At 74.1% G+C, this 15,031-nt stretch carries 10 protein-coding genes and 1 pseudogene; 6 read left to right on the top strand and 5 right to left on the bottom strand.

Annotated elements, in window-relative coordinates; genetic code table 11:
• From AB0D49_RS33520 to AB0D49_RS33500, 5 genes and pseudogenes are all read right to left on the bottom strand, one after another.
• Positions 1–347 (bottom strand): hypothetical protein (locus tag AB0D49_RS33520; RefSeq protein WP_362765061.1); only part of this gene is annotated, 347 nt, incomplete at its 3' end.
• Between the two features lie 194 nt (positions 348–541).
• Positions 542–715, bottom strand: coding sequence for a hypothetical protein (locus AB0D49_RS33515; protein ID WP_362765058.1), 174 nt, complete (start codon positions 713–715; stop codon positions 542–544).
• Positions 716–1,488: 773 nt separating this feature from the next.
• On the bottom strand, positions 1,489–1,620 hold the full coding sequence (locus AB0D49_RS33510; protein ID WP_362765056.1) for a hypothetical protein: 132 nt from the start codon (positions 1,618–1,620) through the stop codon (positions 1,489–1,491).
• Positions 1,621–2,128: 508 nt separating this feature from the next.
• Positions 2,129–2,770 (bottom strand): hypothetical protein, encoded by a 642-nt coding sequence (locus AB0D49_RS33505; protein WP_362765053.1) that lies wholly within the window; start codon positions 2,768–2,770, stop codon positions 2,129–2,131.
• A gap of 587 nt (positions 2,771–3,357) precedes the next feature.
• Positions 3,358–3,461 (bottom strand): annotated as a pseudogene (locus tag AB0D49_RS33500) (IS5/IS1182 family transposase); the annotation flags it as partial.
• 135 nt (positions 3,462–3,596) lie between these two features.
• Here AB0D49_RS33500 and AB0D49_RS33495 point away from each other — a divergent pair.
• The 6 genes from AB0D49_RS33495 to AB0D49_RS33470 all read left to right on the top strand — a co-directional run bounded on the left by AB0D49_RS33495 (position 3,597) and on the right by AB0D49_RS33470 (position 15,030).
• Positions 3,597–4,415, top strand: coding sequence for an MBL fold metallo-hydrolase (locus tag AB0D49_RS33495; protein ID WP_362765050.1), 819 nt, complete (start codon positions 3,597–3,599; stop codon positions 4,413–4,415).
• Positions 4,416–4,463: 48 nt separating this feature from the next.
• A complete protein-coding gene (locus AB0D49_RS33490) occupies positions 4,464–4,850 on the top strand; it encodes a hypothetical protein (RefSeq protein WP_362765047.1) in 387 nt (128 codons plus the stop codon).
• 32 nt (positions 4,851–4,882) lie between these two features.
• The gene (locus AB0D49_RS33485) at positions 4,883–6,442 is read left to right on the top strand and encodes a hypothetical protein (RefSeq protein ID WP_362765044.1); all 1,560 of its coding nucleotides are present in this window, start codon (positions 4,883–4,885) and stop codon (positions 6,440–6,442) included.
• Positions 6,443–6,557: 115 nt separating this feature from the next.
• The gene (locus tag AB0D49_RS33480) at positions 6,558–7,556 is read left to right on the top strand and encodes a MoxR family ATPase (protein ID WP_362765041.1); all 999 of its coding nucleotides are present in this window, start codon (positions 6,558–6,560) and stop codon (positions 7,554–7,556) included.
• Complete coding sequence (locus tag AB0D49_RS33475; RefSeq protein WP_362765039.1) at positions 7,553–10,438, top strand: SAV_2336 N-terminal domain-related protein; 2,886 nt, start codon at positions 7,553–7,555, stop codon at positions 10,436–10,438. The genes AB0D49_RS33480 and AB0D49_RS33475 overlap by 4 nt, the downstream gene beginning before the upstream one ends.
• Positions 10,435–15,030, top strand: a complete 4,596-nt coding sequence (locus AB0D49_RS33470; protein WP_362765036.1) for a WD40 repeat domain-containing protein — start codon at positions 10,435–10,437, stop codon at positions 15,028–15,030. The genes AB0D49_RS33475 and AB0D49_RS33470 overlap by 4 nt, the downstream gene beginning before the upstream one ends.
• The last annotated feature ends 1 nt before the right edge of the window (position 15,031 follow it).

The following is a 15,031-nucleotide window of genomic DNA, read 5'->3' as shown; positions in this document are numbered from 1 at the left end:
GAGCTGAGCTTGGTGTACTCGACCTGGTTGGAGATCTTCCGCGCGAACTCCGCCAGCTCGCTCATCGACAGGACCGACGCCTCGAAGAAGTCGGGCTGACCGTTCTTCCCGCCCAGCAGCGTCTCGATACGCTGCACGAACGCGTCCGCCGACTGCCCCTCGAAACCCTCCTTCACATGGACCGCGAGTTGCAGCAGGATCTCCTGGAGCGTCCGCAGATCCTTCGACGCCCGCAGATACTCCTCGGACACGGCCAGCAGCTTGTCCTCGTCCGCCTCGTACCACTCCATCCCGGTCAAGGCGTGGAACAGCGCCCGCATCTGAGGATCGGTGATCTGAAGGGACATCGCGAGCCACCTCACTATTGCTTGAGCGCTGGTCCACTTGATCGAACGGACTGTTGGGACGCCAGGTTCAGGTCCATGAACGGGTTGCAACTACCCGGACATGCGGAAACGGTGCGAGAACCGGACGTCCCTCCCCCCCCGTGGAAAGTGGGTGGTCCGGCTCTCACACCGCCGTGTGCGACTCGGAGCCCGGCTCAGGCCGGAGTGATGTGGCCCCAGGTGCGCGCACGAGGAGGCGACATCACGAACCCGGCCGCGTCCTCGTGGACGATCCAGACATCGCTCGCCGCCGCGGTGCTTCCACCTGCGGCCATACCTGCCCACGACTTCACCGACGGCTCGCCGATCCGCAGATCCCGGGCTGTCATCGCTGTCCTGTCACCGCGGGCGAACCGCTCGCCAGCCTCCCGCCGGATCGCTGCCCCTCGGCAGTCAATCCACCACCCTGCGCGTATCGCATCACTCCGGCGTACCGCGTCACGAGGCATGTTGGCCCCGGTCGTGTGTTGCCGAGCGGGGAGCCCTCAGATGGTCAAGGAGCAGCGCAGGACATGACTGCTGGCGTGGAACCGCTCCTCGGTGCCCGCCACCGGCCCGCGGTATCTGGCTGGGCCGCCCCCACCGGGTCAGGACGGCCATGCACGCCATGAGCGACCGCCTGTGAAACACCTGCTGGAGCGGGCCGCTGGGGGACGGTGACCGGCGGTGGTCTCCTCCTCTGGTGGGAGTTCGGGTACTGCGAGTGCGCCGTGGAGCTTCTCGTCTCCGCGCTGGATGGAGCGAACCCTGCTTTCGCCTGGCTGGGCGACGACGCTCTCGCCGGCTAGGAGACCCGCCTCGACTGTATGCTGGACCGAAGAGTCCGAGACTCGGTTCGGGAGGCCAGGAACGAGCTCAGGGGCTACTCCTGGACGACGGTGTGTCCCGGGGAACTGTCGAGAAGACTCGGCGGGCCCGAAGCCCTCGCCGCATCCGGGGCGTTCCACCGGATCGTTGCGCTCAGCGTCGGCGGCGTCATGCTCCAGGCGACCCGTACGGTCGCGGAGTGCACCGACGAGGCCATGCGGAGGATCTTCGCGGCCCTGCACACCGCTCTGCCTCCCGGGCTGCCGAGATTCGATCCGGCAAGTCCGGGGTTGCGCTACGTGCCTACGGACGCGTCCCGCTTCAGCGGGTAGCCGCGCACCGGCACGGCTTCAGCCACCAGGTCCCGGCCCGCCGGGCGCAGGGTTGCCGTGCCCGGTCGGTCCGTCGTGCGGACGCCTTCCTCCATGTGTTCACACCATGTGGTGGATGCGCTCGGGAAGGGCGTTGTGGGCGGTTGGCGGTGGGCCGTGATCGTGCTGTGAGGAAGACCATTCTGGTGTCGGCCGCCCCTCTGGCCACCGCCGTCCTTCTGTCCGGCACCTCGTCGGCCATGGGGGCTGTTCCCGCTCCGGTGCAGCAGGACCCGTTCGAGAAGAGGGTGCACCGCAGGTCCAGTGCGCGATCCTGGACGGGGGCCTCAGCCGCCGTGCGCGGCAGGACACACAGGGACAGCTGCCACCTGGCCCGCACGACCGGCGCTGTCGCCCCGCTCCGGCGCGCCGGGCCGGAATCGGAGGCGGGTCCGTCGTTACGGAGCCTCAGGAACCGCTGCACCGGACAACCCGGCGACATCGCCGTGCACACCAGACCGGCCGAGCCCACCAGCGAGGGACAGAATGGCCGCCGGGCCCACAACGCGACTCCACACACTTCTGCGGCGTCGGTGTCGGGCGGATGCGTTGCCCGGTGACCTGTCAGGCCCGGTAGGGAAGCCAGAGATCGCCGTTTACGATCTTGGCCTGCGGGCTGGTGGAGAGGTCCCAGACGATCGACTGGGCCGGCACGGGTCCCTTGTTCGAGGTGACCGTGATGTCGCACATCTTGAGGTACTCCTCGGCGGGGTACTGGTCCCCGTGGGGATCGCCGAATGCTTCGATGTACTGGCAGATCCCGGACTCCGCTTCAGGCCATGTCTGTTCACAAGCCGTCTCGGGCGGGTACTCCGTGCCGTCGCCCCGTTCGAAGAACACTCGGTATGTGTACTTTCCGTCTGATGTGATCTCCTTGAGTTTGATCACACCGACAACGGTGTCGCCGACCTCGACATCGTAGTCTTCGCCCTTGACGCTTTCGCCTCCGTGGATGGCGTACGTGTGCAGATACCACTTGGGATATCCGGCGTGGAAGGCGAGCACGGGCTGAAGGACGGAGCCGGCCCCGGGCCATAGATAGATGAAGACGTCGTGATTGCTCACGTCCTTCGGGACACTGGGGACGACCCATGTGGTCCGCATCTCTGTGAGGTACTCGCCCTCCGGGAGCTTCGCCCAGGCGTGATGGTGATTTTCGCCGGAGGAACCGCTGGCACTGACCGGTGATGTCGAACGGTCACTCATCTTCCATTCCTCACTTCGGATGGATGCAGGAGCGGAGCATGGGCCTTACTTCGTCGGCTGCCGGCCAACCTCAGGAGGGAGGCGGACACGCACACCAGATTACTGTCGTCAGCAGTGCGGGCACGTGACGACTCCCTGTGTCAAGCCACCCGCCCGGCCGGACCGCGGGGGAGTGCGAGATCCGCCGGGAACGTCGGGCCGGAGAGCCGTCCAGGGCGTAGCCGGAGACGGGCGCCGGGGAGCCTGGTGGGCTGAAGGACGCCGCACCCACCCCCCGAACTGCTGCTCTTCCCCTCCTGGGGCGAACTCCAGGACTACGCTGCCCACGACCCCGCCGGACGCGACCTCCAGCCCTTCGTCGGCCTCATCGACATCAACGGCACCGACGCCATCCTGGGTCACGTCGTGGGCGTTGGCCGCGGTGGTGCTGACTTTGACTGGAGTGCAGCGTCCAGCGCAGATCAGGTGATGCTCGCTGCCCGTCTTGCGCCGGTCGCCCGGCGACGGGCCAGTGTCGGCACCCCCTTTTCGCCCGCACGGGAGCCCTCCACACAAGCCCGCGTCCAGTCGAGGTACCCGGCCGTGTCCAGCCCGGCCAGCAGGATGCAGTGCAGCTGGCCGAAGACTCCTGCCACCGCCGCAGGCGGCGCCAGCAGGTCCGCCCGGAACCGAACCCCAGCTCCACCGGCAGAAGAACCAGACCGGTCACGCCCGGCCGGGTCACCTCAACAACACCGGCGATGATTTCTGGTCGGCTGTTTCGTCTATGTGTGTGGCGGGTGCTTTCGCACCGGCTCTACCGCCCGCAGAACGCAGAAGGAGTGCAATGCTGAGACAGGTCGCGGAAGGTGTGCTGACCCACCGGAGCGAGTTGCTGGAGAACAACGCCGTCGTGGTGCAGGGCCCGACCGGGGTGCTGCTCATCGACCCCGGGCTGACCGAGGGCGAGATGACGTGCCTCGCGGACGACCTTCGTGAGCTGGGCCGGAGCGTGGTGGCGGGTTTCGCGACGCATCCTGACTGGGATCACGTGCTCTGGCACCCCGGGTACGGCGACGCGCCCCGGTACGGCACCGAACGCTGCGCGGCGCATATGCGTGAGGTGCGGGCGGCCCCGGACTGGAAGGCGCACGTCGCCGAGGGGTTGCCGCCGGAAATCGCCGAGGAGACACCGCTGGACCTGTACGGCCTCATCACCGGTCTGCCGGCCGGAGCGGCACAGGTTCCCTGGAACGGCCCTCGCGCCCGGATCATCGAGCACCCGGCTCATGCGCCGGGCCATGCGGCGCTGCTGATCGCGGAGCGCGGGGTCCTCGTCGCCGGAGACATGCTTTCCGACGTCCTTGTCCCGAACCTCGACGAATTGAACGACACCAATGACCCTGTGGGGGAGTACCTCACCGGACTGCGCCTGCTTGAGGAGGTCGCCGGCGATGTCGCTGTGATGGTCCCCGGCCACGGATCGGTCTGCGGGGCCGATGAGATGCGCGCGCGGATCGAGCAGGACCGGGCGTACGTCCTTGCCGTGCGGGCGGGCCGTGTCCCCAGCGATCCGCGAGTCGGCCCGTCGGCCAAGCCCGGCTGGGAGTGGACCACCGACATATCCGTCGACCAGGTCCAGCGACTTGCTGAAAGAGCTGAATGAGGCGAGAGCGGCGGCACGTGCGGGCACGCGGAAGCGATACGCGCGCCGATGCCGCCTGAGACGCAGGTTGCCGATCGCGCCGAGGAGGGCGTCCGCGCCGCTGCGGACAGTGAGCGCTTTCCCGGCGGGCAGCAGCACCTGGTGGTGGGCTGCCCTGCCGCCCGGTTCGCCGCTGTCGCGGACGGTGTCGTCCGACATCGCTGGGTCGCCCGGGGGAGCAGCCCCAGCGGGGAACGGCACTCCCGCGTCGGCGCGGTCGCACGCACCCTCCTCACACAGGGCCATCGACAGGCCCATGAGCAGCGGATCGACCAACCGTCCCACCGCGAGCATCCCCAGCCGCCGCAGGACTTCGCGGGCCACCACATCTCCGTACCCGCGCGCGTCCCCACCGTCGTGGCCCATGGCACGCGAACGGCCCACCGAATCTCCTGAACCCGCCCCCCGGTTGACCCCCCTCCTTACAATTGGCCTGGTCCCTGAGCGGTGACCCGATCTTCCCGGAGGCGTGGCATGGCGGCAGTCGGCGGCACGACCCCGGCCCGCGGCCCGCGCCGCTGATGGGGAGGGCGGACGCTCAGGGGGCGCTCGGACAGCTCACCGATGTCCTGACCGGGATGGCCGCCTTCCGTGACCTGCCCACCCGCGAGGTCATCGTCGGTGAGCTGGACCCCGGCATCCGCGCCCGGCTGCCGCTCCACGCGTCGGCGCGACAGGAGGCCGTCGCGATCGTACGGGCCTGTCTGAATGTGCCCGGCGGGCTGACGGCGCTGGCGGAGGTGCTGGCGGAGTTCCACGGTCCGGGCCCCCAGCTGGAGCGCTTCCGGTACTTCGCGGACATCCTCGCCCGCGGCTGGGCCGAGTCGGCGCTGACCGAGGACGAGCGGCGGGCGCTGCTGCGGATGCTGCGCGGGGAGCCGGGGCGCAGGCCGTGGCTGGCGGCCTATCTGGAGGTGGCCGGTCCGGCGGCCGGGCAGCCGCCGGACGATCCGGCGGAGGCCGTGGCCGTCCTGGAGGATCTGACCGCGCGGGCCGGTGAACTCCCCAGAGTGCTGCGCTTCACCATGGCCCTCGCGGAGGGCCGTACCGCCTCGCACGGGCTGCGCCGGGAGGCGGACGACTGGACGGCGGCGCTCTCCGCCCGCCTCGGCTTCGACTACGCCCGGCCGCACCGTCCCCCCGCCGACCCCGCCGACTTGGGCGTCCTCCTGGTCCTCAGTCTCCAGCCCTATCTGCCCCGGGGCGGCTCCTTCCTGGTGTCGGCCTGGCTGGAGTACGGCACGGACGGCCTGCTGACCCTGGCCCAGGAGGACGAGCCCCGCACCCTCGACCAGATCCCGCCCCTGGTGGACGGCTTCCTGGACGTCGTACGGGACTACGGGGGCGGGCGTCCGCCGCGGCGGGTGGAGTTCCTGCTGCCGAGGACGCTGCTGGACCTTCCGGTGGACCGGTGGGTGAGCGGCGCCGGTGCCGGGCGGGAGGATCCGCGCGGGACGCCGCTCGGGCTGCGCTGCCCGGTCGTCGTCCGGGATCTGGAGCGGGCCACGGATCCGCCCGCGCGGGAGCGCTGGGCCCGGCGCTGGCAGGTCCAGACGCGGCGGCACGCACTCGCCGAGCAAGATGTGCTGTGGCTGGAATCCGGCCCTGGGGAGGAGCGGCGGCAGGCGCTGCGGGCGGCCGGGGAGCGCTTCTGCGCGGTCGTGGTCGAACCGGACGGGTCCGGGTATCGCGCGCTGCCCTCCACCGCCGAGTCGCTGGCCGCGGCCCTCGACGCCGGTGTCCCGGTGGTGCTGTGGGACCGGGCGGGCGAGGAACCGTTCGGGGGGCCGCCGCCGGGCACGTTCCGGCACACCGCACGGCAGCTGATGCACGGCGGCGCGTTCGAGCAACTGCCCGAACGGCTACGGTCGTTGCGGGCCGAGGCCCTGGAGTCGGCCGACGGTGACTGGGGTCGGCGGCTGGCACTTCTCTGGGACGATCCGACGCGTACCGTCGGAGCGGGGGGCGGCGCACTGCGATGGCCCTAAACCCGGCGGCCCGTAATGAGGGGCCGGCGACGACACGAGCACGACACGACGGCGCGGACCCAGCGCCGGGGACACGGCAGGACGGCCGGACGGCGGGCCGGAAGGGCTGGACGACATGCAGGACTGGCACATCTACAAGGGCCATGGTCAGCGCCACGACGGCATCGACCGGCTGCCCGAGCCACCGCCCTGGCGGGCCGTCACCCGGCCCGCGCCCGGCCCGGACGGCGAGGAGCACCGCTATCGCTACCGGGCCACCGTCTACCAGTCCGACCCGCACACGGTCGACGCGGTCAACGCGGCGCTGCTGCTGCGCCGTCCGCTGCTGGTCACCGGCCGCCCCGGCACCGGGAAGTCGACGCTCGCCCATCAGATCGCGCACGAGCTGGGCCTCGGCCCGGTCCTGCGCTGGGCGATCACCAGCCGCTCCACCCTGCGGGACGGCCTGTACGCCTACGACGCCATCGGCCGGCTCCAGGAGGCCAGCCGGCTCGCCGCGCTGCGCGCCCAGCGGGACGACGTCCCGGGCCCGCCCCGTGAGGAACGCTCGGACATCGGGTCGTATCTGCGGCTCGGCCCGCTCGGTACCGCGCTGCTGCCCTCCCGGCGGCCCCGGGTACTGCTCATCGACGAGTTGGACAAGAGCGACCTCGACCTTCCCAACGACCTGCTGCACGTGTTCGAGGAGGGGGAGTTCGAGATTCCCGAGCTCGTCCGGCTCACCAGGGAACCCACGATCGATGTGCTCACCTCCGACGGCCGCACCGCGCAGATCACCGGGGGCCAGGTGCAGTGCACGGTATTCCCGTTGGTGATCCTGACCAGCAACGGGGAGCGGGAGTTCCCGCCGGCGTTCCTGCGCCGCTGTGTGAGCCTGCAACTGCCCGAGCCCGACCTGGAGAAGCTCGCCCGGATCGTGGAGGCGCATCTCGGCCACGCGGGGATGGAACGCGGCCGGGAGATCATCGAGGTCTTCCTGCGCAACCGGGCCGAGGGCCTGGTCTCCACCGACCAGCTCCTCAACGCCCTCTATCTCGCCACGGGGAACGGCACCGTGGAGGGCCGCGACGAACTGGTGCGGTTGCTGCTCAGGCCGCTCGGGCCGGGCACATGACACGGGACGTGGCCGCGCTGCTGCGGCTGCTGGAGACCGGTCCCGCGCCCGAACCGGAGGCGCTGGCGGACGCGCTGTGGCTCGCGGAGTGGGTCGGTCCGTACGCCCAGGTGGCGCCGTCCCCCGACACCGGACCGCTCTCGGCGGTGCGGGACATCGACACCGAGGTGCCGGCGGACGGGGACTGGGCCGAGGAGGTCGGGTCCCCGGCGCCTGCCGAGCCTCGGCCGGCCCACGATCCGGCGCCGGGGATGGGTCTGTACCTGCCGGACGCCGCGCCCGGCATCTCCAGCCCGCCCGGTGACCGGCTGCGGCTGCCGGCGCCCGCCGCGCTGCCGGGACACGGGGCGCTCGCCCGCTCGCTGCGCCCGCTCACCCGCTGGGTCCCGGCCGGGGGCAGGGGCCCACTGGAACTGGACGAGGAGGCCACGGTGGAACGCATCATCGACACCGCGCAGTGGTCCCCCGTGCTGCGTCCGGCGCCCAGCCGGTGGCTGGATCTGGTGCTCGTCGTGGACGACTCGGTGTCGATGATGGTGTGGCGGGACACCGTGCGGGAGTTCCTGTCGGTGCTCGGGAGTGTGGGGGCGTTCAGGTCCGTGCAGCACTGGCTGCTGCCCACCGAGGAGATCCCGGCCCGGGGCATCGTGCTGCGTCCGCCGACCGCGGGGCCCGACGAGCACCGGGCCGACCGCAGCCCGCTGGAGATCCTCGACACCACCGGCCGACGGGTCGTGCTGGTCGCCTCCGACTGCGTCAGCCCGTCCTGGGCGGACGGCACCCTGGGAAGGCTGCTGCGCACCTGGGGGCAGGCGGGTCCGGTCGCCCTGGTGCAGTTGCTGCCGCGCCGGATGTGGGGGCAGAGCGCGCTCACCGTCCACGACGTACGGCTCGGCTCGCAGACGCCCGGCACGGCCAACGTCCGGCTCGCCGTGACCCCGCTGGGCGGTCACCGGCCCGCGCCGCGGGCGATGGCGGTACCGGTGCTGGAGCTGGATCCGCGCTGGCTGGGGCCGTGGGCGGCGCTGGTGAGCGGGGAGACGTCGGTGTGGGACACGGTGGCCACGCTCGTCCCGGAGTCGCCCGGTCCGGTGGTGGCGGTGTCGCCCGGTCCGGTGCCGGACCCTGGTCCGCAGGACCCGGAGCAGCTGGTGCGGGCGTTCCGCGAGGGGGCGAGTCCGGCGGCGCAGGCGCTGGCGGTGCAGCTCGCGGCGGTTCCGCTGAGCCTGCCGGTGATGCGGCTGGTGCAGGCGTCGGTACTCGGCGATCCGCGTCCCTCGGTGCTCACCGAGGTCCTCTTCACGGGCCTGGTGACCCGCGCCGACGAGGACGGGTCGACCGGGGGGCCGGTGCGGTTCGAGTTCCGGCCCGGTGTGCGGGAGGTCCTGCTGCACTCGGCGCGGCGCACACAGATCCTGCGGACGATGAAGCTGGTCGCGGACTGGCTGGTCGACGAGGGCCGCCGCTCCGGGCACCCGGCCGCCGACTTCACCGCCCTGCTGCGCGGTGAGGAGGACGCCGTGGCCGTCGCCCGTCTCGACCGGCCCTTCGCCACGGTGACCGCGCAGGCGCTGCGGCACCTCAGCGGGGAGTACGAGACCCTCGCCCGGCGCCTGGAGGCGGCGGCCGAGGAGCCGCGGGCGGTGCCGGCGGCGGCGCCCGTGCTGTCGGGTGCGCTGCCGCCGGTGCCCGGGGCGGCGGACGACGACGCGCTGCTGGCGGAGGTGCACGCCGGGGCGTTCGGCGGGCCGGGCGCGGCGCAGGTGCTGACGGCCCGTGAGGGAGGCGGGTCGACGACCGCCGCGGCGCGCTATGTGGCGCGGTACGGGCAGGAGTACGACCAGGTGGTGTGGACGACGGGCGGGCGGCCCGTCACCGGGCCCGGACTGCCCGCGCTGCTGGCCGCCACGGACGGCCGGGACGAGGTGCGGTGGCTGCTGGTGGTGGACGGGGCCGCGCCCGCCGACCTGCCGCCCCGGCTGCCCGGTGGGCCGGGGACGCTGCTGGTGACCTCGGCCGACGACGGCGCCTCCTGGCCGCCGGGTGCGCGGTCGCACCGGGTCCCCGCGTTCAAGCGGGCCACCGCGATCCGTTTCCTGCGCGACCGTGTGCCCGGTCTGACCGCCCCGGTGGCGCTGCGGATCGCCGCCCGGCTGGACGACGTACCGCTGGCGCTGGCGATGGCGGGCGGGGTGCTGGGCGGGGAGCCGCCCGAGGTGCTGCTCGCCGCGCTCGGTGCCGATCCCGACCCGGCGGCCCGGCCCGCCGCCGCGCTGGCGGACCCGGTGGGCGAGATGTGCGCGCTCGCGCAGGAGCGGGTGGTGCGGGAGTGCCCGGCGGCGGGGCGGTTGCTGGATCTGTGCGCGGTGCTGGCGCACGGGCCGGTGCCGGTCCCGTTCCTGACGCGGGCGCTGCCGGAGACCTGCGGTGCCGCGCTGGAGGCGCTGACGGGGGCGGGGCTGGCCGGTGTGGCTGAGGGTGGAGGGACGGTGTTCGTGCCGGCGGTCGTGGGGCGGGTGCGGCGTGCGCGGATGGACGCGGCGCGGACCGCGGCGGCCGGGCGGCTGGCGCGGGCCACGTTCGTCGCCTGGCACGCGGCGGTGTCCGGGGATCCGCTCGACGGGGGCGGTGATCTGCTGGCCCTGACCCGCCATCTGGAGCCCATGGGCGCCCTCGGGGACGACGACCCGGCCGTGCGGGAGGCCGTCCGCGACCAGGTGCGGTCCCTCGCCGCCTGCGGCGACGGCTCGGGCGCGGCGGCCTGGGGCGCGCTGGCCCTGGACCGGCTGCGCGCGGGCGCCGGCCCGGACGGTCCCGGCACCGCGGAACTCGCGCTGGTCCTGGCGGAGCCGGCGGCGGCCGAGCGCCCGCAGGGGTCATGACGGACGCCCCCGCCACCGGGGCGGCGGCCCCGTCGGGCGAGGGGCCGGTGCCGTCAGGGGACGGGGTGGTGCGGCGGGCGCTGGGCGTGGGGGTGACCTCGTTCGCGGCCGGGACGGAGTTCGGGGGAGTCGAGGACGACGAGGGTCCGGACCCGCTGGAGTTCGCGGCCGGACGGGTGGCGGCACTCACCGCGGCGCTGGAGCTGCCCTGCTTCGGCTACGCCTGCGAGCGGCTCCTGTCAGGCGACGACGGTACGGGCGACGAAGACGGTACGGGGGACGGCGGGCCGTCCGCCGGGCGGCTCGGGGACGCCGTCCACCGCCGTCTCGCCGAGGGCGGCCAGGACGAGGTGCTGATCGTCCATGTCGTCAGCCACGGAGTGCTCAGGCCCACCGGGCTCTACGTCCTCGGCGCGGACGGTGTCCACACCTCGCGCACCTCGGTGGCGGGCTGGCTGTCCGAGGTGGAGGACTATCCCGGGCGGCCGTTGGTGCTCTTCCTGCTGGACCTGTGCCACTCGGGGGCCGCCGCACGGCTGGACTGGCAGCTGGACCGCCTCCTCGACGGATCCCATCGCGCCTGGGTGATGGCCGCGTCCACCGCTAGCGAGGCGGCGATCGACGGCCGGTTCAGCGAGGCCGTCGCCGAGGTGCTGACCGCGCTGGCGCAGGGGCGGCTCCAGTACGACCCGGGCAGCCGGTACGTCCCCTTCCTCTGGTTCGCCGACGAGGTGCGCGCCCGGTTGCGCAGGAAGGTCGAGGCCGTCCGGGGACGGCCGCAGAACATCACCGTCACCGCCCTCGACGGCCTCGGCCCCACGCTGCCGTTCCTGCCCAACCCGGGCTACCGGGAGGCGGGCAGGCCGCTGCCGCCCGGAACGGGGGCCGCGGCGCCGTCCCTGGACGAGGTGGCGGACGCGGACCACTTCCGCCGGCACGCCCAGGGCGGCGCGGCCTTTCCCGCCGCTCGCTCCGAAGGCGGGGCGCGGCCTGGTCTGTTCACCGGTCGGGCGGCGGAGGTGGAGCGGCTGGCCGGGTGGCTCACCGACGGATCGGCCACCGCCCGGCGGCTGATGGTGGTGACCGGCAGCCCCGGCGCGGGCAAGTCCGCGCTCCTCGGTGTGGTGCTCTGCGCCGCCCATCCCGAACTGCGCGGGCCGACGCGGGAGGTGTGGGAGCCGCTGGGCCGGGAGCTGGCCGTGCGGTCGGCGCCGCTGCCCGTCCACGCCCGGCAGCGCACGCTCGCCGAGGTGGTGCGGTCCCTGGTCCGGCGGCTCGGCGCGCACGGTCCCGACTGGGCCGGGGCGGCCCAGGGGCCCGAGACCGATCCGCGCCGGCTGATCGAGGCGCTGAGCCGGCGCACGGGGCCGCCGCCGGTGGTGGTCGCCGACGCGCTGGACGAGGCCCGGGACCCGGTGGAGCTGCTGCGGGACCTGTTCCAGCCGCTGACCACCCTGGACCGGCCCGACGGGCTCCCGCTGTGCCGGGTCCTGCTGGCCGCCCGCGACGAGGAACCCTGTCTGCGGCTGATCGCCGGGGCCAGGGTCGACGGCGACCTGATCGATCTGGACGCGGTGGGGCAGCAGGCGCTGGAGGCGGATCTGCGGGCCTATGTGACCCGGCTGCTGGAGGCCGGGACGGAGGCTGGGGCTGGGACCGAGGCTGGGGCTGAGGTCGGGGCCGACGTCGGGGCCGGGGCCGGCCCGTCCGGCGCGGGTGGGGCCGTCGGGGCGGAGCGGTTCGCCGCCGCCACCGCGCACGCCCTCGCCGACTCCGGCCGTCCCGCCGCGACCGGCCCCCATCTCATCGCCGCGCTCTACACCTCGTACGCCCTCCAGGACGGGGTGCGCGCGGCGCTGGAGGACGCCGGGGCGGCAGCGGAGCTGGGGGACGCGGTGCCGCGTGATCTGCCGGGTCTGCTGGAGTTGCAGTTCGCCGGGGACCACGCCCACCATCTGCTGCGGCCGGTGCTCACGGCGCTGGCGTTCGCGCAGGGCGACGGGCTGCCGGTGGGGCTGGTCGCGGCCGTCGCCCACATGTTCGACCCGTCCGGCGCCGGGTCGGACACGGGTGGCGCCGGGCCCCCCGGCGACGAGGAGACCCGCACCGCCGAGGTGGCCCGCCTCCTCGGTGAACTCCGGGCCTTCCTGCGGACCGTGCCCGACGGCCGGGGCACCGCCCTGTACCGGCTGCTGCACCAGAGCATCGCCGACGAACTCCGCGACCAGGCCGCCCCCGGACCCCGGGCGGCGGCCGGGGCGACGGCCGCGCAGGCGGTGTACGCCGCGCTCCTGGACACTCTGCGCGACAGCGGCGACCCCCAGCGGTCCCTGCGGTGGGCGGGGCTGGACGACTATCTGCGCCGCCATCTCGCCCAGCACGCCGTGGACGCGGACGCCTTCGACGGTCTGTGCACCGACCCCGGTTTCCTGGTGCACGCCGACCCCGACCGCCTCGATCCCGAACTCGGCCACGCCGGGTCCGAGTCGGCCCGCCGGGCCGCGGCCGTGTACCGCACCAGCGCGCACGTCCACCGGGCGGTCCCCGACGAGGGCCGCAGACACATCCTGGCCATCGACGCCGTACGGCGGGGCGCCCGTACCCTCGCCGACCGGCTGGCGCGACCGGGGCCCGGACAGGGGCCGCCGATGGGGTGGCCGCCGCAGTGGGCGACCGCCAGCCAGATCAGCGCGGCACACGCCTTCACCCTGCCGCTGCCCGGGGACCGGGTCACCGTGCTGGCCACGCCCACCAGCGGCGCCGCGGACGTGGTGAGCGGTACGCGTGGCGGGCGGTTGCGGGTGTGGGACGCCCTGCACGGGAGGGTGCGCGCGGCGGCCGATCCCGGGCGGGGCGAGATCAGGGCGCTGGCCTGTACGGAACTCGGTGGGCAGCGGGTGGTGATCGTGGTGGCGGCGGACGGGGTGCCGCAGGTGCGGGCGCTGCCCGGTCTGGAGCCGTGGCAGGGTCCGGAGCCGCTGTTCACGGATGCGCGTGAGGTGCGGGCGCTGGGCTGTGTGGACGTGGTGGAGCGGCGGATGGCGGTGACGGCGCACGCCGACGGACGGCTGATGCTGTGGGATCTGGAGGGCGGGCTGCCGGCCGAGGAACTGCGCTCCGGGCTCGGCCGGTCGACGGCGGTGGCGTGTCTGTCGGGGGCGGGCGGGCCGCTGGTGGCGGTGGCCGACGACGAGCGCACGGTCCGGCTGTGCGCCCCGCTCGGCGAGGACGGCACGGCCGATCTGCCTCACCCGTGCCGGGTCACGGCCCTGGCGCTGGCCGCCGCCGGGGACCGTCCGCGTGTGGTGACCGGCGGCGCTGACGGCCATGTACGGGTGTGGGACGCGGACGCGCGGACGCTGCTGGCGACGTCGGCGGTGCCGCACGACGGACCGGTGTACGCCCTCGCCCATGTCGACGGGGACGGGACGGCGGGCGGGCCGGAGCCCTCGGGGCTGCGGCTGCTGAGCGGCGGCCGGGACGGCACGATCCGGATCTGGGACCCGGCCGAGGGCACCGAACAGGGGCGGCTGGTCGGGCAGCACATGGTCGCGGTGACCGCCCTGGCCCGGCCCCCTTCCGACCCGCCCGTCCTGATCTCGGCGGGCCTGGACCCGGCGCTGCGGGTGTGGCACGTGCCGCCCGGCCGTCCGCGCGGCGCCCCCGCGCCGGGGCACACCTCGTGGGTGACGGCGCTGGCCCACGCCCCGCTGGACGGCCGGGAGGTGCTGGTGTCGGCCGGGGCGGACGGGCTGCTGCACCGCTGGGACCTGGAAGAGGGCACGCCGTTCGGCCCGCCCGTCCCGACCGCCGTCACCGGCGCCGCCGGGGCGCGGCCGGCCGCCCTGCACGCCCTGGCCGTCGTGACCGTCCGGGGCCGTCCGCTGGTGGTCACGGCGGGCGGTGACGGGCGGCCACGTGCCTGGGATCTGCGCGAGGGCACGCCGTACGGGCCCGCGTTCTCCCCGGCGACCGCGCCCGTCCAGGCGCTGGCGGCGACGGTGCTCGACGGGCGGCCGGTGCTGGTGTCGGCGGGCACCGACGGGCTGCTGCATCTGTGGGACGTGGAGTCCGGGCGGCGCCGGGGGCTGCCGCTGGCCGGGCATGTCGGCGGGGTGAACGCGCTGGCCTGTCTGACGGTGGACACGCGTGCGGCGGTGCTGTCGTGCGGTGACGACGGGACGCTGCGGATGTGGGACCTGTCGACGGGGCTGCCCCTGATGCCGCCGGTCGCCGCGCACCAGGGCTGGGCGACGGCCCTGTCGTGGACCGAACGGGAGGGCGTCCCGGTGGCCGTGACGGGCGGTCAGGACCAGGCCGTACGGCTGTGGGACCTGGCCGGGGACGGGCGGGGGCGGCAGCGGGGGGAGCCGCTGCCGGTGGTGGGCGGGGTGAACGCGCTGGCGTGCGGTGGGGCAGGGGCGGGGGCGCTGGTGGTGGCGGCGGACGACGGGGCCGTGCGGGTGTGGGGCCCCGGGCCGGAGACGGGCGGGCTGGGCGTTCCGGGTGCCGTGCAGTCGCTGCTGGTGTGCGGTGACCGGCTGGTGCTGGGCTGCGAGTGGGAGATCGTGGTCCTGGGCCGGGCGGTCTGAG

This window comes from Streptomyces sp. NPDC048290 (assembly GCF_040652095.1).
GTDB lineage: Bacteria > Actinomycetota > Actinomycetes > Streptomycetales > Streptomycetaceae > Streptomyces.
This window is presented reverse-complemented; position numbering and strand designations above follow the sequence as displayed.